The 19,504-nt window shown below is 41.3% G+C and carries 17 protein-coding genes; 13 read left to right on the top strand and 4 right to left on the bottom strand.

Going from position 1 to position 19,504, the window contains the following annotated elements; all coding sequences use genetic code 11:
* Window positions 1–7: 7 nt before the first annotated feature.
* The gene (gene pspF / locus ACFI4Z_RS07570; protein WP_462670056.1) at window positions 8–1,066 is read right to left on the bottom strand and encodes a phage shock protein operon transcriptional activator; all 1,059 of its coding nucleotides are present in this window, start codon (window positions 1,064–1,066) and stop codon (window positions 8–10) included.
* Window positions 1,067–1,253: 187 nt separating this feature from the next.
* Here pspF and pspA point away from each other — a divergent pair, with 187 nt between their 5' ends.
* The 11 genes from pspA (at window position 1,254) to ACFI4Z_RS07515 (ending at window position 12,725) form a co-directional block, all read left to right on the top strand.
* Window positions 1,254–1,913 carry a phage shock protein PspA gene (pspA, locus tag ACFI4Z_RS07565; protein WP_462670055.1) on the top strand — a complete coding sequence of 220 codons (660 nt, stop codon included), beginning with the start codon at window positions 1,254–1,256 and terminating at the stop codon, window positions 1,911–1,913.
* Window positions 1,914–1,982: 69 nt separating this feature from the next.
* Window positions 1,983–2,216, top strand: coding sequence for an envelope stress response membrane protein PspB (gene pspB / locus ACFI4Z_RS07560; protein ID WP_099296101.1), 234 nt, complete (start codon window positions 1,983–1,985; stop codon window positions 2,214–2,216).
* Window positions 2,213–2,614, top strand: a complete 402-nt coding sequence (pspC, locus tag ACFI4Z_RS07555; protein ID WP_462670054.1) for an envelope stress response membrane protein PspC — start codon at window positions 2,213–2,215, stop codon at window positions 2,612–2,614. Before pspB ends, pspC begins: the two co-directional genes overlap by 4 nt.
* A gap of 58 nt (window positions 2,615–2,672) precedes the next feature.
* Window positions 2,673–4,088, top strand: a complete 1,416-nt coding sequence (locus ACFI4Z_RS07550) for a YcjX family GTP-binding protein (RefSeq protein WP_462670053.1) — start codon at window positions 2,673–2,675, stop codon at window positions 4,086–4,088.
* The gene (locus ACFI4Z_RS07545; protein WP_462670052.1) at window positions 4,085–5,125 is read left to right on the top strand and encodes a TIGR01620 family protein; all 1,041 of its coding nucleotides are present in this window, start codon (window positions 4,085–4,087) and stop codon (window positions 5,123–5,125) included. Before ACFI4Z_RS07550 ends, ACFI4Z_RS07545 begins: the two co-directional genes overlap by 4 nt.
* Before the next feature lie 128 nt (window positions 5,126–5,253).
* Window positions 5,254–6,435 (top strand): methionine gamma-lyase, encoded by a 1,182-nt coding sequence (megL, locus tag ACFI4Z_RS07540; protein ID WP_462670051.1) that lies wholly within the window; start codon window positions 5,254–5,256, stop codon window positions 6,433–6,435.
* Between the two features lie 213 nt (window positions 6,436–6,648).
* Window positions 6,649–7,446, top strand: coding sequence for a phenylalanine 4-monooxygenase (gene phhA / locus ACFI4Z_RS07535; protein ID WP_394192187.1), 798 nt, complete (start codon window positions 6,649–6,651; stop codon window positions 7,444–7,446).
* Window positions 7,447–7,455: 9 nt separating this feature from the next.
* A complete protein-coding gene (locus tag ACFI4Z_RS07530) occupies window positions 7,456–7,800 on the top strand; it encodes a 4a-hydroxytetrahydrobiopterin dehydratase (protein ID WP_087530773.1) in 345 nt (114 codons plus the stop codon).
* A gap of 322 nt (window positions 7,801–8,122) precedes the next feature.
* Window positions 8,123–12,010, top strand: a complete 3,888-nt coding sequence (gene hrpA / locus ACFI4Z_RS07525) for an ATP-dependent RNA helicase HrpA (protein ID WP_462670230.1) — start codon at window positions 8,123–8,125, stop codon at window positions 12,008–12,010.
* A 32-nt stretch (window positions 12,011–12,042) separates the two neighbouring features.
* Window positions 12,043–12,420, top strand: coding sequence for a response regulator (locus tag ACFI4Z_RS07520; RefSeq protein ID WP_462670050.1), 378 nt, complete (start codon window positions 12,043–12,045; stop codon window positions 12,418–12,420).
* Window positions 12,421–12,428: 8 nt separating this feature from the next.
* Window positions 12,429–12,725 carry a PilZ domain-containing protein gene (locus tag ACFI4Z_RS07515; protein WP_394192191.1) on the top strand — a complete coding sequence of 99 codons (297 nt, stop codon included), beginning with the start codon at window positions 12,429–12,431 and terminating at the stop codon, window positions 12,723–12,725.
* Window positions 12,726–12,739: 14 nt separating this feature from the next.
* Here ACFI4Z_RS07515 and ACFI4Z_RS07510 read toward each other — a convergent pair whose 3' ends face one another.
* On the bottom strand, window positions 12,740–13,930 hold the full coding sequence (locus ACFI4Z_RS07510; RefSeq protein ID WP_462670049.1) for a class I SAM-dependent methyltransferase: 1,191 nt from the start codon (window positions 13,928–13,930) through the stop codon (window positions 12,740–12,742).
* 137 nt (window positions 13,931–14,067) lie between these two features.
* Here ACFI4Z_RS07510 and ACFI4Z_RS07505 point away from each other — a divergent pair, with 137 nt between their 5' ends.
* Together ACFI4Z_RS07505 and ACFI4Z_RS07500 are read left to right on the top strand one after the other, a co-directional pair.
* On the top strand, window positions 14,068–14,727 hold the full coding sequence (locus ACFI4Z_RS07505; RefSeq protein ID WP_462670048.1) for an HD domain-containing protein: 660 nt from the start codon (window positions 14,068–14,070) through the stop codon (window positions 14,725–14,727).
* Window position 14,728: 1 nt separating this feature from the next.
* Window positions 14,729–15,139 carry a VOC family protein gene (locus tag ACFI4Z_RS07500; protein WP_462670047.1) on the top strand — a complete coding sequence of 137 codons (411 nt, stop codon included), beginning with the start codon at window positions 14,729–14,731 and terminating at the stop codon, window positions 15,137–15,139.
* On the opposite strand, the gene ACFI4Z_RS07495 is transcribed toward ACFI4Z_RS07500, so the two are convergent.
* Together ACFI4Z_RS07495 and ACFI4Z_RS07490 are read right to left on the bottom strand one after the other, a co-directional pair.
* On the bottom strand, window positions 15,122–16,111 hold the full coding sequence (locus ACFI4Z_RS07495; RefSeq protein ID WP_462670046.1) for a response regulator: 990 nt from the start codon (window positions 16,109–16,111) through the stop codon (window positions 15,122–15,124). The genes ACFI4Z_RS07500 and ACFI4Z_RS07495 overlap by 18 nt on opposite strands.
* Window positions 16,111–19,461 (bottom strand): PAS domain S-box protein, encoded by a 3,351-nt coding sequence (locus tag ACFI4Z_RS07490; RefSeq protein WP_462670045.1) that lies wholly within the window; start codon window positions 19,459–19,461, stop codon window positions 16,111–16,113. Before ACFI4Z_RS07490 ends, ACFI4Z_RS07495 begins: the two co-directional genes overlap by 1 nt.
* Window positions 19,462–19,504 lie beyond the last annotated feature (43 nt).

Genomic DNA, 19,504 nt, shown 5'->3' with positions numbered 1-19,504 from the left:
CCTCTGACTATTGTTGTTGATCTAGCAAATTATATTTTTTCAAATAGCCTCTAAGTTGATGATACGTCAAACCAAGTACTTCTGCAGTCTTCTTTTGATTAAATTGACTGTATTCCAGTGCTTTTTTTATTAAATCAATTTCAAACTCATTTGAAAGATCTTTTAAACTACATGGAAAGCTATGAACCGCAGGCTCACTAACCGACGTAACTTCTGTAACAATCGGCACATCCTGTGTTAATTGCTCAGTCTTAACAGGGGCTTTAATACGTTGCTTGGGCCTAAATTTACTTTCAAATGGGTCTAAAATAATCTGGTGAACGGGAATATGTTCATTGCCATGACGATATAAACTACGCTCCACGACATTTTTCAGCTCACGAATGTTACCTGGCCAATCGTAGCTTAGTAGCTTTTCAACGGCGCTTCGGGTAAAGCCACTAAATAACTCCCACTCTAAATCGCGAGCCATATTAATGGCAAACTGTTCAGCCAGTAGCATTATATCATCGGTACGCTCACGTAGCGGCGGCAGAGTAATTACATCAAAGGCGAGTCGGTCGAGTAAATCACTTCTAAATTCGCCTTGTTCGGCCAAATAGGGCAGGTCTTCATTGGTAGCACAGACTAAACGGGTATCTACTTTAACCGTTTGTTTCCCCCCAACTCGTTCAAACTCGCCGTATTCAATGACTCGTAACAGTTTTTCTTGAACCATGGCTGAGGTGTTTGCTAATTCATCTAAGAATAGAGTACCGGAGTTAGCACGCTCAAAGCGACCTTCATGGCGTTTACTGGCACCCGTAAATGCGCCGCTTTCATGGCCAAATAATTCGCTTTCAAGTAAGTTCTCGTTTAATGCCGCGCAGTTGAGCTTTACATAGTTTTGCTCCCAGCGTTTTGACAAAAAGTGTAAACGAGCAGCAATTAACTCTTTACCTGTACCGCGCTCTCCAATAATTAACACCGGTTTATCTAAACTTGCTAGCTGCGATACTTGATCCAGTACAGCTAAAAAGCTGTCTGATTGGCCGAGTAAGTTATCCTGTTGACGAAATTGGCTCATATTCCCTAACTCTTAGTCATTTTTACTAACAGTTAGTGTATTTCATAATTCGGGAGAACTAAAGGAATTTGTATTTTTAGTTTAACTTTATGAAAATATTACTGTATTTTATGTTTTATAAAGTTGGCAAGCATATTGTAACAGTGAGTGCAGACCAATTAAGTTAAACATCACAGAGGTAAATGTTATGGGAATTTTTTCACGTTTTGCAGACATTGTTAATTCTAATATCAATGCCATTTTGGATAAAGCAGAAGATCCTGAAAAAATGGTTCGTCTTATCATTCAAGAAATGGAAGACACGTTAGTTGAGGTGCGTTCAACATCAGCTAAAACATTAGCAGAGAAAAAAGAGTTAGTACGTCGCGTTGATACACTAAAAGCACAAGTATCGCAGTGGCAAGATAAAGCGGAACTGGCACTAAGCAAAGACCGCGATGACCTAGCACGCGCCGCTTTACTTGAAAAGCAAAAGTCGGCTGACGCTGTGGCTGCTGTTGAAAGTGAGCTAAGCCATGTTGAATCTCATATTGAGAAACTCCAGCAGGAAGTTAGCACACTTCAAGAGAAGTTAGCAGACGCTAAAGCACGTCAAAAAGCAATTATCTTACGTCAACGCTCGGCTGAGTCGCGCCTTGGAGTGAAAAAAGCATTAGATAGCTCAAAAGTTGAAGATGCATTAAATCGCTTTGAACGTTACGAAACTAAAATTGATGGTCTAGAATCTCAAGTAGAATCGTACGACTTAGGCAAAAAGTCATTGTCTGATGAAATTGCTGATTTACAGCAAAATGAAAAAATTGATGATGAATTAGCAGCGCTTAAAAAGAAGCTTGCAGACAAATAAAATATAACAATTAAGGGGGAGTATTCCCCCTATGCTTAAACAAATAAACGGATTGTGCAGGAGAAGGTTATGATTGACGCAGATGTGTTGGTTGCCCCAATTATCATTTTTATGATTGTGGTTGCGCCACTATGGTTAATTTTACATTATCGTAGCAAAAAGCAGGTAAGCCAAGGCTTGAGTGAACATGAACACCGCCAGTTATTAGAGCTTGCTCAAAAAGCAGATAAAATGGCAGACCGAGTAGAAACACTAGAAGCACTACTTGATCAAGAGGCCCCACAGTGGAGACGTAAAGTATGAATACTAAACGCGAACTGTTAAGAGACCCAGTACGAGGCAAAATTGCCGGTGTATGTGCAGGGCTCAGTGATTATTTTAATATGGAATTGTGGTTAGTCAGAATCATTTTTGTCACCGCAGTTTTATTAGCCGGCGGTCCTTTATTTGTGGTCGCGTATATTGCAGCATGGTTTATTTTAGATAAAAAGCCAGCAAATTCAACGGCAAGCTCTTATACAACACAACATGAAGACCCACTTGAAGTAAAATTTAAGGTATGGCAAAAAGGTGAGCCACCACGTCGCGCGTTACAAGATCTCAAAGATCGCTTGGGCCGTGTAGATTCACGCTTGCAAGAGATGGAGCGTTACGTGACTTCAACAGAGTTTACGGTTAGCCGTGAAATCAACAAGCTTTAAAGGATTTAATAGCACTTTATCAGACTAGTAAAGTAAGTAGATAAAGTGCTCACTCATTATGATAAACACTTCATCTGCAAAAAAAGCCTTCAATAAACTTAAAGGGAAAGCTGAAAAAGCAGTCCACCGAAGTTTAGACCAACATGTAAAACTTGCTGTAACAGGCTTAAGTGGTAGCGGTAAAACAGCATTTATTACTGCACTTGTTAAACATTTGACCAGCCAAGCTGACGATAAAAACTTACCCTTTTTTGATGTTATGCAGCAAAAGCGTCACATCGCCACTAAAGTTGTACCGCAACAAGCGCTGACTATTCCAACCTTTGCTTATCAAAATGCGTTAGGGTCATTACTGCCTCACGATGGCGAACCTATGTGGCCTGCCTCAACAGAGCGTATAAATACCTTGCGCTTGGCTATTAAATATCAAAGTGGCTCGGGTTTACGCTCGCACATTGCACCACAATCTACATTATATCTTGATATTATTGATTACCCGGGTGAGTGGCTACTTGATTTACCGATGCTTGAGCAAAACTATCAGCAGTGGTGTGAGCAACAATACGCGTTATTGGTGCAGCAGCCTCGTGTTGATAAAGCACAAAACTTTTTATCTGCTCTTAATAACCTTGATTTGAATGCGCCTGTCGATGAGCACGCATTGAGTGAACTTGCTAAACTCTACCAAAGCTTGTTAGTGGGTTTAAAAAAAGACACTAAACTTGCTATGCTCCAACCTGGACGTATGTTGATGCCAGGAGAGCTCCAAGGCGCACCACTTTTGTTGTTTTTTCCTGTGGCTGAATATGACTCTGAAGTAATACCCGGTTCAAACTTGGCACATTTACATAAGCGTTTTAACGCTTATGTAAAAGAAGTGGTGAAACCATTTTATACCCAGCACTTTCGTCACTTTGACCGACAAATTGTGTTGGTAGATGTACTGAGTGCATTAAACGAAGGGCCTGAAACGCTGCATGAGCAAAGCGCCGTTATTGGGCAATTACTAGCGCATTTTAGCTATGGTGAAAATAGCTTTATAAAGCGCTTGTTCAAACCCAATATAGATAAATTATTGTTTGCGGCTAATAAATCAGATCATATTAGTGGTGAACACCATAAAGACTTAGCCTTACTACTTGATTCATTAGTACATGAGCAAGCAAATCAGCTTAAGTTTGACGGGGTGAAAATTGAGACCATCGCGATGTCATCTATCGCAGCGACGCAACCTCGAAAAATTACTGAGCAAGGCAAACCCCTTAATTGTATTTATGGCAAACCATTAAATGAGCAGCAATGGCTGACCTATTTACCACCGCAGCCGCCATCACGCATGTTAACTAAAACAGAATGGCCTGCAAATGGGTTTGAGTTTTTGTCATTCTCACCTATGCCATGCCCAGATAAACAGTTAAAACATATTCGGTTAGATCATGTTATGCAGTACCTACTAGGAGATAAACTTACATGAGTGAATCAACTTCATTTCAAGCGGGAAGGCGTATTGAGTCTGAACAGCCGATTGGCGATCCTGAATTAGACTTGGTTACTGCAAAAATCGTTGAACACGGTGAATTTGAACACCAAGCCGAAGAGGATCCTGAGTTAGAAGACGATATTGACCTCGCACCAGTATATAAAAAATCAAAATGGCAAACCTTAAAAGGGGTATTCGTTGTCAGCTTTTTAACGTTAGTGCTGATGGAATTTGCATTTTCGTTAGTGGTTGCATTTCAACAATCAATTATTTTAGGCACTGTTTATTCTATTGCCGTTGTTACTGGTTTTTTGCTAATTGGCCGCTTGTTATGGCGTGAGTACCGTATGTTGCGCAGTTTAAAGCGCAATCAATTACACCGTCACGAAGCCGATAGGTTACTTAATTCAGAACAAGTGGGTGGTGCATTACCTTGGCTTGAAAAGCTTAATAAGCATCAGCAATTAACAGGCTTTGATGAGTTTAAAGCAAGTGTTGCAACACACCATACGGATAAAGAAATAATGACCTTGTACGCTGATAGCTTATTGGTCGCGCAAGACACTCAAGCAAAAAAATTAATTAACCGTTTTGCTACAGAATCAGGTTTGCTGGTGGCACTTAGCCCGATTGCATTAGTTGATATGATGGCCGTTCTTTGGCGAGGCACTAAATTAATAGAGCAAATAGGGCGTATTTATGGCATTGGCTTTGGTTATGCAAGCCGCATTAAGCTTTATAAAATGTTGATAAAGCAAGTGATGTTTGTTGGTAGTGCAGAGCTGGTCTCTGACTTAGCGGCAACCGCACTTAGCGCTGAGTTACTTGGTAAACTGTCGGGTCGTGCGGCGCAAGGGTTAAGTGCTGGCATATTTACCGCGCGTATTGGTTATAAAGCCATGGAATTGAGCCGTCCGTTACCGCGCTTAGAGCATAAACGTAGTTTACTAAAAGGCACCGCCCAGCTTATTGCCAGTAAAATTGTGTCTCGTAAAAAGACTACAAAAGAGAGTTCATCAAGCGCAAACTGACAACATATCTGTACAGTGGCTATTAGGTGCCTAACACTTAATAGCCATCTGAGCATCCGGCATGCTTGTCATCTACCAGCTGATACGCTTTGATTATCATATTAATAGTAATCAAAAAAGATCAAACAATGAACAAACTCCACATAGACAGTCAATGTATTCATGGTCCAAATAAAGCGAACGACCCGCATGGTGCGTTAACATCGCCTTTGTATCAAACATCTACCTTTCATTTTACTGATGCAGCACAAGGCGCAGCTCGATTTGCAGGGGAAGAACCCGGCTATATTTATACCCGTTTAGGAAATCCAACGACCACAGAGCTTGAGCAAAAGGTTGCTCAACTTGAAAACTGCGAAGCCGCTGCGGCCACAGCAACCGGAATGGGTGCTGTGTCAGCATCGGTGTTGAGTTTTTTATCACAAGGGGATCACCTTGTTGCTTCAAGTGCTTTATATGGCTGCACATTTGCATTTTTTGCACACATGTTACCGCGCTGGGGGATTGAGGTAACGTTTGTTGATATGACTGACGAGCATGCACTGCGCAGTGCCGTTAAGCCAAATTCAAAAATGATTTTTGCAGAAACACCTATTAACCCAACCATGGCGGTGTTAGACCTGAGTTTAATTAGTGACGTTGCCAAACAGCATCAACTAATTAGTGTTATCGACAATACTTTTTTAACTCCACTGCTGCAAAAACCAACTGATTATGGCATCGATTTAATTGTCCACAGCGCAACAAAATACCTAAACGGCCATGGTGATGTTGTGGCAGGCTTAGTGTGTGGCTCCGATGAGCATATTAACTTAATTAAAATGACGGTACTTAAAGACATTGGTGCAACCATTAGTCCCCATGATGCGTGGTTAATTAACCGTGGTTTAAAAACATTAGCAATACGAATGCAGCGCCATTGCGAAAGCGCGCAAACTATTGCTGAATTTTTAGAGCAACACCCTCATGTTAACACCGTTTATTACCCTGGTTTGAAATCTCACCCGGGAAATAAGTTTATTGGCACGCAAATGAAAGCGGCTGGCGGGGTTATCGCATTTGAGCTAAAAGGCAGCCTAAAAGACGGCGAGCAGTTTATAAATAGCACCAAGCTGTGCACATTAGCAGTGAGCTTAGGTGATGCTGAAACATTGATACAGCATCCCGCATCGATGACTCATTCGCCCTATACACCAGAGGAAAGAGCGGCTGCGGGTATAAGCGATGGCTTAATTCGCCTTTCTGTTGGGCTTGAAGATGTTAACGATATAATTAATGACCTTAACCATGCATTTACTCAAGCTATGTAATTCGTAATTTTATGTGTACATTAAGCTGGGTCTTAAGGCCAGTGTTTACAATGGTGTAAACATAACTCTCTAAAGCTGTAATTTTAAATTTACGATCTTGGTGTTGTGGCCATTGGCTGATATGAACCCAGCTATTAAACTTTGCCTTACATTTGCTTAGTATCTGGGTAACACGTTGATACCGATATTCGGTTTAACAGCAAGAAGGTAATTATGGCTAAAGCAAGTAAGTACACCTCTAGAACACCCGATGAAAATGGGGTGATTCACTGGAGCGATGAAGAAAACAAAACATGGTCAGAGCTCGTTGCCCGTCAATTAAAGTGTATTGAAGGCAAGGCATGTGATGAGTATATGGAAGGGCTAAAAAAAATAAACCTTCCTCATGATCGCATCCCGCAGTTAAGCGAATTAAACGAAGTGTTGTTAGCAACCACAGGTTGGCAAGTAGCCCCGGTGCCTGCATTGATTGATTTTGATGAGTTCTTTCGTCTACTAGCTAACAAACAGTTCCCTGTGGCGACTTTTATAAGAACACGTGAAGAGTTTGATTATTTACAAGAGCCAGATATTTTCCATGAAATATTTGGCCATTGTGCGATGCTCACCAATCCTGATTTTGCTGAGTTCACTCATAAGTATGGCCAGTTAGGCTACGCAGCAGAGAAAAAAGATCGCGTTTACTTGGCGCGTATGTATTGGTTTACTGTAGAGTTTGGTTTGATGCAAACCAAAGACGGCCTGCGTATTTACGGCGGTGGTATTTTATCAAGCCCAGGTGAGACACAATACGTGTACTCTGATAAGCCAGAAATTAACCCAATGAATGTACTTGATGTATTACGCACTCCGTATCGCATTGATATAATGCAGCCTTTGTACTACACCATAAACTCTATCCATGATTTATTCGATATTTCACAGTTGGATATTATGGCGATAGTTGAGCAAGCAAAAGAATTAGGGTTGCACGACCCAAAATTTCCTCCTAAAGAAAAAATAGCAAGTTAAGGATTTAAAATGTCATCATTAAGTGCACAAAAGTGTGAAGCATGTCATGTTGATGCTCCAAAAGTGTCAGACGAAGAGCTAGCAGAACTAATTAAAATGATCCCGGACTGGGTGCCAGAAGTACGCGATGGCATTATGCAGTTAGAGCGTGTTTATAAATTTAAAAACTTTAAACAAGCTATTGCATTTACTAATAAAGTAGGTGATATGGCTGAAGACGAAGGTCATCACCCTGGTTTATTAACTGAATGGGGCAAAGTGACGGTTACTTGGTGGAGCCATTCAATTAAAGGTCTGCATAAAAATGATTTTATCTGTGCTGCAAAAACTGACGAGGTTTTTGCTGCACTTTAAGTAACACTGTTCTGCCCAAAGAACGTCAAAGGCGCATTATTCAATGCGCCTTTTTGTTATTGAATTTTCTTGGGCCAATATAGCGCCAACTTCCTTAGTAGAAAACCTGAAACCAATTCAACATAGTGCCGCCATAACAAACAATCTATCAAGTAGGGTGACCAATCTGTTCATTAAGTACTATATGTCCCTAATGAGCGCCAAGCATAGCATTATCTGTTTACAGCCTAAGTCAAAATCGGCACTCACAGATAAAATTCATATTGCTGTAAAGTTTGATACAATTGGGCGTCTTTATTCAAAATTATTAAGGAAGTCGCGGGTGGTAAACCTAGGTCAATTGTTTGGTGAACTCAAAACGTGTTTAAGAAAAGATCAATTCATCTTCAAAAAGCGCCTTCATGGCATAAAAAAAATATCTGATGAAGCTAAACAAGCTGCTGTTATAGAAAAAATAACCGCAGATATAACACGTAGTCAACAGTTGCGTGAGGTTCGCTTAGCTCAGTTACCAAAGGTAACGTACCCAGAGCAACTTCCGGTTAGCCAGAAAAAAGACGACATTAAAGACGCTATTGCCAATAACCAAGTAGTTATCATTGCTGGTGAAACAGGTTCAGGTAAAACAACTCAAATCCCTAAAATGTGTTTGGAGCTTGGCCGCGGGGTTGATGGCTATATTGGTCATACACAACCGAGACGTTTAGCAGCGCGCAGTGTTGCAGATCGGATTGCCAGTGAGATGCAATGTGAACTTGGCCAACAAGTGGGTTTTAAAATTCGTTTTAGCGACCAAGTATCAAATAATAGTTACATTAAATTGATGACCGACGGTATTTTGCTAGCCGAAATTCAGCAAGACCGTTTTTTAAATCAATACGACACCATTATTATTGATGAAGCCCACGAGCGTAGCCTTAATATCGATTTTATTTTAGGTTATTTAAAAAACCTATTGCCAAAACGCCCCGATTTAAAAGTCATTATTACCTCTGCAACGATTGACCCTGAGCGTTTTTCAAAACATTTTAATGATGCACCGATTATTGAAGTATCGGGGCGCACTTTCCCGGTGGATGTCCGTTACAGACCGTTAGTTGAAATTGATAAAGATGACATGGAGGCAGAGGGCGATCAACTGCAAGGCATTTTTGATGCAGTCGATGAACTGTGCCAAGAAGGCCCAGGCGATATTTTAATCTTTTTAAACGGTGAACGGGAAATACGTGATACCGCCGATGCACTCAGTAAGCGTAACCTTAAAGGAGCTGATGTACTGCCGCTGTATTCTCGACTATCAAATGCAGAGCAAAACCGCATTTTTGCCCCGCATAGTCGCCGCCACATTATTTTGTCGACCAACGTAGCTGAAACGTCTTTAACGGTGCCGGGCATTCGTTATGTTATTGACCCAGGAACAGCACGTATTAGCCGCTACAGCTACCGAACCAAAGTACAGCGCTTGCCTATTGAACCAATTTCACAAGCCAGTGCGAACCAGCGTAAAGGGCGCTGTGGCCGTGTTGAAGCGGGTATATGCATTCGGTTATACGCAGAAGACGACTTTAATTCACGTCCTGAGTTTACCGACCCTGAAATACTGCGCACCAATTTAGCCTCGGTTATTTTAAAAATGCTTGGTTTAGGCCTAGGCGACATGGCTAACTTCCCATTTGTGCAAGCCCCTGATAGCCGTAACATTAACGATGGTTTAACCTTGCTGGAAGAGCTTGAAGCCGTTAAACCAACTAAGCGCCATCAAGAAACACGATTAACAAAATCGGGCATGGACTTAAGCAGACTCCCGGTAGACCCGCGCTTAGCTAAAATGGTATTAACTGCGCAAAAGCTGGGTGCATTGCGTGAAGTGATTATTATTGTTGCAGCTTTGTCTATTCAAGACCCTCGGGAGCGCCCGCAAGAAAAACGTGCCGCAGCCAATGAAAAACATGGCCGTTTTGACGACCCTGATTCAGACTTTATTGCGTTTTTGAACTTGTGGAATTATTTAGAAGAACAACAAAGCGAGCTCAGCAACAGCCAATTTAGAAAGCTTTGCCAAAAAGACATGCTGGCGTATATGCGTATCCGTGAATGGCAAGACATTGTTTATCAACTAAGCACGGTTTGTAACGAAATGGGCATGAAAGCCACTACAAATGTAGCTGATGGCGATAAGATTCACCAAGCGTTATTGAGTGGTATGCTAAGCCATATTGGTTTTAAAGACGAAAAGCAATTGTACAAAGGTGCGCGTAATAGTCAGTTTCATATTTTTCCTGGCTCAGGATTATTCAAAAAGAGCCCTAAATGGATTATGTCTGCTGAGCTGGTTGAAACCAGTAAGCTTTATGCGCGTATCAACGCCAAAATAAATCTTGATTGGGTTGAACCGTTTGCGCAGCATTTAGTTAAACGTAGTTACAGTGAGCCCCATTGGGAGAAAAAGCCGGGCGCTGTTATCGCGTTTGAGCAGCAAGTGCTTTACGGGTTAATTATTGTCTCTAAACGCCGTTGTGTGTATAGCAATATTGACCCAAAAGTGAGTCGTGAGCTATTTATTCGTAGCGCCCTGGTTGAACAAGAGCTGGGTCAAAATGAAGGGTTTTTACAGTTTAACCGTGAGCTGATTGAAGATATTCAAACGCTTGAGAATAAAAGCCGCCGCCGCGACATACTTGTTGATGAGCAAACGCTTTATGAGTTTTACGATAAAAAAATTCCGCAAGATATCAATAACCGTGCGGCATTCACTAAGTGGTACAAAACCAAAAAGCAGCAAGATAAACGCTTTTTACATATGACTCGTGATGATTTAATGCAGCACGGTGCTGACAGTGTTACTGAGTTTGACTACCCTGATGTGTGGCAACAAAATAATTTAATGTTGCCGCTGAGCTATCATTTTGATCCAGGCCAAGCTGTTGATGGGGTAGCTGTACAAATACCCGTCGCTTTATTGAATCAGGTTGAAGAAACGGGTTTTGACTGGCATATTCCAGCGTTTCGCCATGAGCTTATTACTGGTTTAATAAAATCATTGCCGAAATCGTTGCGTCGTAACTTTGTGCCCGCACCAAACTATGCTGATGCTGTGCTTGGTGCTATTACACCAATGCAAGGTAACTTTATTGAAGCGCTTAGTCATCAGTTGTTGCGTATGACTGGGGTACGCGTTGAACCTGATGCATGGGATTTAACAACACTAGCCACCCATTTACGGTTTCAGTTTGAAGTGCGTGATGACAAAAATGCACTGCTCGCTCGCGGTATGGACTTAGCTAAGCTAAAAGCGCAGCTGCAAGGTAAAGTAACGCAAACACTGTCTAAAGTAGCTGATAAAGGAATTGAAAAAGCAGATTTAACGCAGTGGGATTTTGGTAAGCTTCCCGCTTCATATGTTAAAAAACAAGGGCAATACGAAATTAAAGCGTATCCTGCGCTGGTGGATAAAAAATCATCTACCGCAGTTGAGTTATTTGACAATGAAATTAAAGCACAAGCAGCGCATCAACAAGGACTGCGCCGGTTAGTGTTGTTAAATGTGCCCTCACCAATAAAGTATTTACAGCAAAACCTACCCAATAAGGCAAAACTCGGGCTATATTTTAATCCATTCGGCAAAATCGCTGATCTAATCGATGATTGTATTGCGGCAGGTGTGGATAGCTTATTACTTAATTTAGGTGATATTCGTACAGCTGACGCGTTTGAGCAGGTTAAAGAGCAAGTTCGTGGAGAGCTCGGTGATACCGTTGTGGCGATTGCCACTCAAGTTGAGCAAGTGCTAAGTATTGCGCACGCCTTACATAAAAAAATGAAAGGGCGAGTGGACTTAACCATGATCACGGCGCATGGTGATATAAAAAGCCAGCTAGAGTCACTGGTGTTTAAAGGTTTTGTCTCTTCGCATGGCGCTGAGAAACTGGGCGATCTCATCCGTTATCTAAAAGCCGTAGAAAAACGCTTAGAAAAGTTGCCAGTTGATCCAAATCGTGACAGATTATGTGTACTAGAATTAGACAAGGTCGCACAACAATATCAAAAGCAGCTTAAAAAAGTGGCGCCGGGACTACCTGTACCCCAAATGCTGGTTGATATTTTTTGGATGCAGCAGGAACTTCGCGTATCACTCTTTGCGCAAACCCTAGGCACGCCTTATCCAATTTCAGCAAAGCGTATTTTAAATGCTTTAAAAGAGTGTGAGTAGCTTTAATAGAACAAGAAGGAACTAATTGTAATATGGATTTAATGGCTCGTTCGCGTCTACGGCTTTTGGTTGTAGACGATGAGTACTTTAATTATGAAATGCTCAAGGCAGCTTTATCAGGAAGTTTTGAGCTAAGCTATGCCGATTCAGGGCAGAGTTGTTTGGCATCAGCCATTGCTAATCCACCGGATGTTATTTTGTTGGATGTGTGCATGCCGGGGCTTGATGGCTACGATACATGCCGGATGCTAAAAAATACACCAGAGACACAGGATATCCCGATTGTCATGGTGTCGGGCTTAGAGTCTGAAAAAGAACAGCAGGCTGGGTTTGAGGCTGGCTGTGATGCCTATGTTATTAAACCATTTTCAGTCGATGTGCTAGTTGATAAAATTAATAGTGTTGTTTAGGAGATAGTATGCTTAATGAAGACCAACGTAATTTTAGACGGATGCAAATTAACGCAAAAGCCACTTTAACAACGTTAGAGCCAATTAAAGATGAGCAATACGACGCATTATGTGTTGATTTGAGTGCTACAGGTTTATCTTTGCAATTAGACGATCTGTTAGAGATAGGCACAATTGTTAAGGTTAAAATTGACTCCACGAGTCCAACAATTGCACCGTTAGATGCTGTCGCTAAAGTGATTCGTGCCTCTAAAGAAGACGATGGCACGATCACCGCCGGGCTTGAGATTATGCAGTTTAATTAGACTGCGTTGTCAGACTAATATACTTTACAAATTAATCCTTTGAGGTAAAAACCTTCTGGGTAGCTACCAGCAATAGGGTGATCTGCAGCTTGGTTTAAACGCTCCATAATCAACAAGTCTTTACCTGCATCAAGCGCTGCATCGGCAACCACTTTTTGGAACAAATTTTGCTCCATCAAGCCTGAGCATGAGAATGTGAGTAATGTGCCGCCGGGTTTAAGTATTTGCATAGCAATCATGTTGATATCTTTATAACCACGACACGCGCCAGTGAGTTGCGCTTTGTTATCTGCAAATTTTGGTGGGTCCATTACGATGGTGTCGAATAAAACGCCTTCTTCACGGTATTGACGTAATAGCTTAAAGACATCTTGTTTGACAAAATCGACTTTATTTAAATCAAGATTGTTATGTTCAACGTTGCGCTTTGCTGTATCAAGAGCAGGTTGTGATACATCAACATTAGTGACATGCTCACACCCCCCACGTAATGCATAAAGTGAAAAAGTACCAGTATAGCTAAAGCAGTTAAGTACTTTTTTGTCTTTAGAAAAGCGTTCTAAGGCGGCACGGCTATCACGTTGATCAAGGTAAAAGCCAGTTTTATGGCCTTCAATAATATCAACTTCGAGTTTTAAACCGTTTTCTTCAATTAATACTGGCTGTTGTGGTTTATTGCCCCACAGCACACCCGTTGTAGGCTCCAAACCTTCTTTGTTACGTACATCAACATCAGAGCGCTCATATACATCACAACCAGGAAAAATAGTCATTAGAGCGGCGACAATTTCACCTTTATGGCGCTCTGCACCTGCGCTCAATAACTGACAAACTAATACATTGTCAAATTTATCAATGGTTACGCCTGGTAAAAAGTCAGACTCAGCGGCACATAAACGAAAACCGGTTAAGCCACCTTCTTCAATAACTTGGGCGCGAGCTTGCAAAGCGCGACGCAAACGACGCTCAAAAAAGTTTTGGTCGATAACCTCTTTTTCATCAAAACTCCAAACACGTGCACGAATTTGCGAATGCGGGCTATAAGCAGCAGTTGCTAGGAATTTACCTTCGTTATCGTGAATAGTAACGGTGTCACCTAGGCCAGGTTTGCCCTTAATTTTTTTAATAGCTTTAGAAAATAACCAAGGGTGCTTTCTTTTTAAAGACTTCTCACGACCAGCTTGCAGGTAAATAGCAGATGACATTTGCATACTCATAACAGATAAATTAGCGGCTATTTTAGTAAAGCGGGGTCGAACATACAATGAATGTTTTGCACAAGTGCCTATAACCGCGTTAAAGTAGCCGTAATATATTGTTTTACATTGAAACAGCGAAATTTATGGAACAGCAAATAGCGTTACCAGCGCCGCTACAACAACTTGAAAATGAATGTCGTAGCTTCATCTCGTCACTTATTTGCGCTGATGTAGCCCATGATATAACCCATATTGAACGGGTTGTGAGAGTAGCCAAACAATTATGTATTGCAGAGCAGGCCGAGATGGCTGTAGTGCTCCCTGCAGCATGGTTACACGATTGTGTAGCGGTTGCAAAAAACCATCCAGATCGTGCAAAAGCGTCAACCATGGCGGCAGATAAAGCGATCACCTTTTTAGCCTCTATTGGCTACGATGAAAGCTACTTTGATGCGATTCATCATGCTATTGCAGCCCATAGCTTCAGTGCTAATATAAAAGTACAATCGATTGAAGCGCAAATCGTTCAAGATGCAGACAGAATGGATGCACTCGGTGCAATAGGGGTTAGTCGTTGCATGAAAGTAGGGGGCTCAATAAGCCGTCATTTATATCATCCACAAGACCCTTTTTGCCTAGACCGTGAAGCAGACGATAAGCTTTATACTCTTGATCATTTCTTTATTAAGCTACTCCATGTCGCAAAGAGTATGAATACACCGTCAGCTAAAGCAGAAGCTCAGCGCCGCACTGATTATATGTTGGCATTTATTGAGCAGTTAAAGTCAGAAGTAGGTGAATAATATGACCGCACCATTATTATCGGGTATTGATCATTGCCATCTTAATGTTGAAAATTTGGCCGAGGCTGTTGTTTGGTATAAGGAGATACTCGGTTTTAATATTGTGCCTGAGCTTGCGTTTTGGGATGAGGGCAAAGGCCCGCTGACACTCCAAGACGCAGCAGCAACAACACGACTGGCATTATTTGAGCGCACAGGGGCAAGTAAAGGAATCGCGTTTGGCGCAACAGGGCAGCAATTTATTACTTGGCTTAGCCACTTCGAATCGCATAAAATCAAAACGATTATTGCCGACCACGGTGTAACATTTTCGATGTATTTTAAAGATAACAGTGGTAATAATCATGAGATTACTTCCCATGATTACAGCCATGTCAGCAAAGCTATCGATAAATCAGTTTTGGTAGGTTGAGTATACTTTCATAACTTCATCAAGCTGGCGTTCAAACAGGTCAATAAGCTGCGGATCAAAGTGCTTACCTGCTTGTTCTCTCATGTGGGTGAGTGCTTCATCGACACTCCACGCCTGCTTATAAGGGCGTTTAGAGGTAAGCGCATCAAACACATCGGCGATGGCGACTATGCGCCCCTCAATTGAAATCTCTTCACCTTTAACACCGTTAGGGTAACCAGTGCCATCCCACTTTTCATGATGTTCCATAGCGAGGACATAAGCGAGTTGCAATAACGGTGAGGTTGAGTTTGCTAATATCTTGGCGCCTATTTCAGCGTGCTGCTTCATATAATCAAACTCATTAGATGTGAGCTTTCCTGGCTTTAATAAAATTGCATCAGGAATACCAATTTTACCTATGTCGTGCATGGGAGCAGCCTGCCTTATAAGCTCGGCGTGATGTTCATCCATTCCATAAGCCAGCGCCAATATTTTACTATACTTACTCATTCGAACAATGTGTTCGCCGGTATCAGTGTCCTTATATTCAGCCGCTTGACCAAGACGGTGAACTAAATCAACGTGCGCGAGTTTCAGTTGTTCTGCTTGCACCAGTGATAGGTGTGTTTTTACTCTAGAGCGAACAATAGCAGGGCTTATAGGTTTTGTGATGTAGTCAACAGCGCCTATTTCGAAACCTTTAAATTCATCGCTTTCATCAGCAAGAGCAGTAACAAAAATAATCGGAATATGCTGGGTTGCTGGATTAGCTTTTAACCGTTTACATACTTCAAAGCCATTCATATCAGGCATCATAATATCGAGTAATATAAGCTTAGGCGGTTCTCTATCTATAAGCGCAAGGGCGGCTTCACCCGATTTTGCAAACGATAAACGGTATTGGTTACTTAACACCTCACGCATCACTTTAAGGTTAGCAGGCTCATCATCAACAATTAATACACGAGGTCGGTTTGCGTTAATATCCATCACTGGACCTCCATTTGTTCTGTTTTATTCAACAGCTCAATTAAAGCTTTTAAACTATCTTGTGCTGCATCGAAATCAAATTCGTCGAAGTATTCAACCAAATTGTCGATATCGGTTTGATACCCTTCAGGTGTATGACGTTTAATCTTGTCTAAAAGTTCATCATTAAGCTCTGCATGCTCAGCGTCTTTATACAGTTGCTCACAAAGTCGTTTAAATTCGATGATAGAGAGCGCGCTCGTGTATTGTGCATTATCTGCGGTTATAGCTGGTTTACATGCTAAGGTTTTTTCCTCGAGTAATAAGTTTACCGCTGTTAATTCAACTTCAAGTTTAGAAATTAGCTCAGTTTGCAATTGAGGAGATTGTGCCTTCTCAAGCTCTGAAAATAACGCCATCATAGTCGGTAAACCTAAGTTACCCGCCAACCCTTTTAATGTATGCAGGTTACTGTGTGCATTATCTAAGGCATCGAGCCCGCCAGTAAACAGGGCATCGCAAAGCGTTTGCTGTTGATCCAGGAAACGCTGTATTTGTGTAATTTGTTTGCACTTGCTGCCCCACAGTTGGCGCCCTCTTTCAAAATCAATATGCTTTGCTTTGGGGTCTTTTTGTTCTATGAGTACTTCTTTTTTTAGACCATAGCCAAGTACTTGAGAAATTTCTTGGTTTAGCTGGTTAATATCAACTGGTTTGTTGGCAAAGCCATTCATACCGGCCTTTTTAGCGGTTAACTTATCTTGCTGTAAAACGCTCGCTGTTAAGGCAATAATTGGGGTGTTTTTTAGTTGCCTATGTTGTTCAATCTCGCGTATTTTTTGAGTCGCTGTTATGCCATCGCACTGTGGCATATGAATGTCCATTAAAATTACATCAAAATCTTGTTGTTCAAAAATAGCCAGAGCTTCTAATCCATTGCTCGCGGTGCTGACTGTATGCTTATCACGAGAGAGCAACAAACGTAGCAGTTCTACATTTTGTTCAATATCGTCAACTACTAAGATGCGAAGAGCTGGTAATTGCGTGTGTAAACCGTCAAAGTAGTTTATAAGGTTTTCATCACCAACCTCTAACGGAAGTGTGAAAAAGAAGCAGCTGCCTTTATTTTCTTTACTCACTAAGTTGATAGTTCCGCCCATAAGCTCAACTAATTGTTTGCTAATAGTAGTACCAAGCCCTGTGCCACCAAAACGGCGTGTAGTGGTGCCGTCAGCTTGTTCAAAAGGCTGAAATATGGCTTTTATGCGCTCTGGTGCAATACCAATCCCCGTGTCTTGAACTTCAAAAAACAGGTGTTCATTTTGTGTCGTACTCACTGTTACATGGATAGAACCTTGTTCGGTAAACTTAATAGCATTGCCAATCAAGTTTGTTAGTACTTGGCGAATACGATCGGGGTCGCCATAATAAGCTTTATGAACAGAGTCTTTGATTGTTAACGTTACTTCCAGGTTTTTTTTCTTGGCTTCTAACCAAAAGGTTGAAATTATACTGTCGAGCACAGGTTGCAAATTGAAATGCACTGGTTCAATGGTTAATTTTCCTTTTTCAAGTTTAGCAGAGTCAAGTACCTCATTTAACAGCCTAAGCAATGAGCGAGCAGCATTGTTAACGGTCACCAGATGCTTTTGTTGCTCTTGATCAAGAGGCGTATCCATCAGTAAGTCACTAAAACCAATAATTGAATTCATCGGAGTGCGAATTTCATGACTCATGTTGGCCATAAATGACTGTTTAGCTTGTGCAGCTTCTTCTGCTGCAATCTTGGCAAGTTTTAGCTTGTCTTCGTACTCTCGTCGTTCACTGATATCGACTAAAACACCATCAATCCAAATAGCTTCGCCTTGTTGATTAAATTCAAAGCTACCCTTTTCAAGTATCCATATTAGTTTGCCATTACGGTGACGCAATCTGTATTCAATAGAGTATTGCTCTTTTTTAGCAATCGCTTGCTCGACAACTTTATTTATATGCGCAATATCGTCTTTGAATAGTAAATCGCCATATTCTATATTTTTGTTTATAAACTCATTAGGTATATAGCCAGTCATTTCATTGATATTAGGGCTGATAAATATCATGCTCCATTTTTCGTTTATGTGGCAACGAAAAACAACGCCAGGCATGTTATCCATCAAAGAACGATATTGTTGTTCTTTAGTGACTAAGTCTTGCTGTAGTTTGCGTTGCTCAGTCAGGTCTGTAATAAAGCCAACATATAATGGCTCTTGATTAGGTTGCTTTACCTCTCCAACCCCTAAGCGAATGGGGAAGACATTCCCATTTTTGTGCTTTGCAAAAACATCACGGTTGACCCCAATGACAGCTTTTACATCAATTGTATTTGTTCTTGCTTTAGATAAGTAGCCATCGTGATGTTTAGCAATCTCTTCATCCATCAGCATTTTGACGTTATTCCCTTGCACTTCTGCTTCTTGCCAACCGAATATATGTTCAGCTGCTTTGTTGAAACTGAGGATGCTACCTTTTTGATCTATTGTCACTATGCCATCAATGGCGGTAGATAAAATTGCAGCGAGCCTTGATTCATTACTGGTCTTATCTTCTAGTAGCATTCGGTAGCGCACCATACCGTTGATGATAGCAACAATAGCTGTGAGAATAATTGTTGAGAAAACCACGCTAATAGCAATTAAAGTAAGCTCTGAGCTTTGTCCGTCAGTAATTAAAGGTGATACTGCAACAAAGCGAGTTGCGGCCATGCCCATGTAGTGCATTCCTGCAACGGCAAAACCTAAAATAATTGCACTAATAAGACGGGTTTGCGTCACGTTTAATTTTGGGAAGTGTCGGTTGATATTAAAGCGGGCATAAAGTGAAATATACGCAAGTACAACAGCAACCAAAATAGACAAACTGAACGTCAGCGGATCATATCTAAGTAATGGGCTAAGCTCCATAGCCGCCATACCACTGTAATGCATCGTTCCAATCCCTGCCCCCAGTAAAATGGCAGGAATGATCAATTCTATATTCGTTTTATCTTCTTTAACAAGCATTGATGTCGCTGTGAGGCAGGCCAAAAATGCGGGTATAAAAGATAAAAAGGTCAATGCTGGATCATAGCTAATATTTGTGCATAAGGAGAACGCTAACATGCCAATAAAGTGCATACTCCAAATACCGCCTGATAGGACTAATGCAGCCGTAGAGTTAGCGAGCTTCTGGTAGTTATGAAATCGGGTTACTTTAGCAAGATCAATTAGTAGTGCTGAAAAATAAGCTGCAAAAATGGCAGTGAGGACTGATAATGTAACCAGTAATGGATTATAAGTCCCGTTAATGATGAGACTAGGATTCTGGTCGGTAATAAAAAAAGCAGACAGCATAGCGGCTCAAATTTTGTCATTACAATCAGTTAACTACTTGATT

It is taken from the genome of Pseudoalteromonas sp. RWi3 (genome assembly GCF_054960735.1).
This window is presented reverse-complemented; position numbering and strand designations above follow the sequence as displayed.

What these genes read in the sequence shown, in the direction of transcription:
- ACFI4Z_RS07515 (WP_394192191.1), top strand. Translation starts at nt 12,429, where the DNA reads ATGCTTAATGAAGACCAACGTAATTTTAGACGGATGCAAATTAACGCA.
- megL (WP_462670051.1), top strand. Translation starts at nt 5,254, where the DNA reads ATGAACAAACTCCACATAGACAGTCAATGTATTCATGGTCCAAATAAA.
- pspF (WP_462670056.1), bottom strand. Translation starts at nt 1,066, where the DNA reads ATGAGCCAATTTCGTCAACAGGATAACTTACTCGGCCAATCAGACAGC.
- ACFI4Z_RS07495 (WP_462670046.1), bottom strand. Translation starts at nt 16,111, where the DNA reads ATGGATATTAACGCAAACCGACCTCGTGTATTAATTGTTGATGATGAG.
- phhA (WP_394192187.1), top strand. Translation starts at nt 6,649, where the DNA reads ATGGCTAAAGCAAGTAAGTACACCTCTAGAACACCCGATGAAAATGGG.
- ACFI4Z_RS07505 (WP_462670048.1), top strand. Translation starts at nt 14,068, where the DNA reads ATGGAACAGCAAATAGCGTTACCAGCGCCGCTACAACAACTTGAAAAT.
- ACFI4Z_RS07500 (WP_462670047.1), top strand. Translation starts at nt 14,729, where the DNA reads ATGACCGCACCATTATTATCGGGTATTGATCATTGCCATCTTAATGTT.
- pspC (WP_462670054.1), top strand. Translation starts at nt 2,213, where the DNA reads ATGAATACTAAACGCGAACTGTTAAGAGACCCAGTACGAGGCAAAATT.
- ACFI4Z_RS07520 (WP_462670050.1), top strand. Translation starts at nt 12,043, where the DNA reads ATGGATTTAATGGCTCGTTCGCGTCTACGGCTTTTGGTTGTAGACGAT.
- ACFI4Z_RS07550 (WP_462670053.1), top strand. Translation starts at nt 2,673, where the DNA reads ATGATAAACACTTCATCTGCAAAAAAAGCCTTCAATAAACTTAAAGGG.
- ACFI4Z_RS07510 (WP_462670049.1), bottom strand. Translation starts at nt 13,930, where the DNA reads ATGTCATCTGCTATTTACCTGCAAGCTGGTCGTGAGAAGTCTTTAAAA.
- pspB (WP_099296101.1), top strand. Translation starts at nt 1,983, where the DNA reads ATGATTGACGCAGATGTGTTGGTTGCCCCAATTATCATTTTTATGATT.
- ACFI4Z_RS07530 (WP_087530773.1), top strand. Translation starts at nt 7,456, where the DNA reads ATGTCATCATTAAGTGCACAAAAGTGTGAAGCATGTCATGTTGATGCT.
- ACFI4Z_RS07545 (WP_462670052.1), top strand. Translation starts at nt 4,085, where the DNA reads ATGAGTGAATCAACTTCATTTCAAGCGGGAAGGCGTATTGAGTCTGAA.
- ACFI4Z_RS07490 (WP_462670045.1), bottom strand. Translation starts at nt 19,461, where the DNA reads ATGCTGTCTGCTTTTTTTATTACCGACCAGAATCCTAGTCTCATCATT.
- pspA (WP_462670055.1), top strand. Translation starts at nt 1,254, where the DNA reads ATGGGAATTTTTTCACGTTTTGCAGACATTGTTAATTCTAATATCAAT.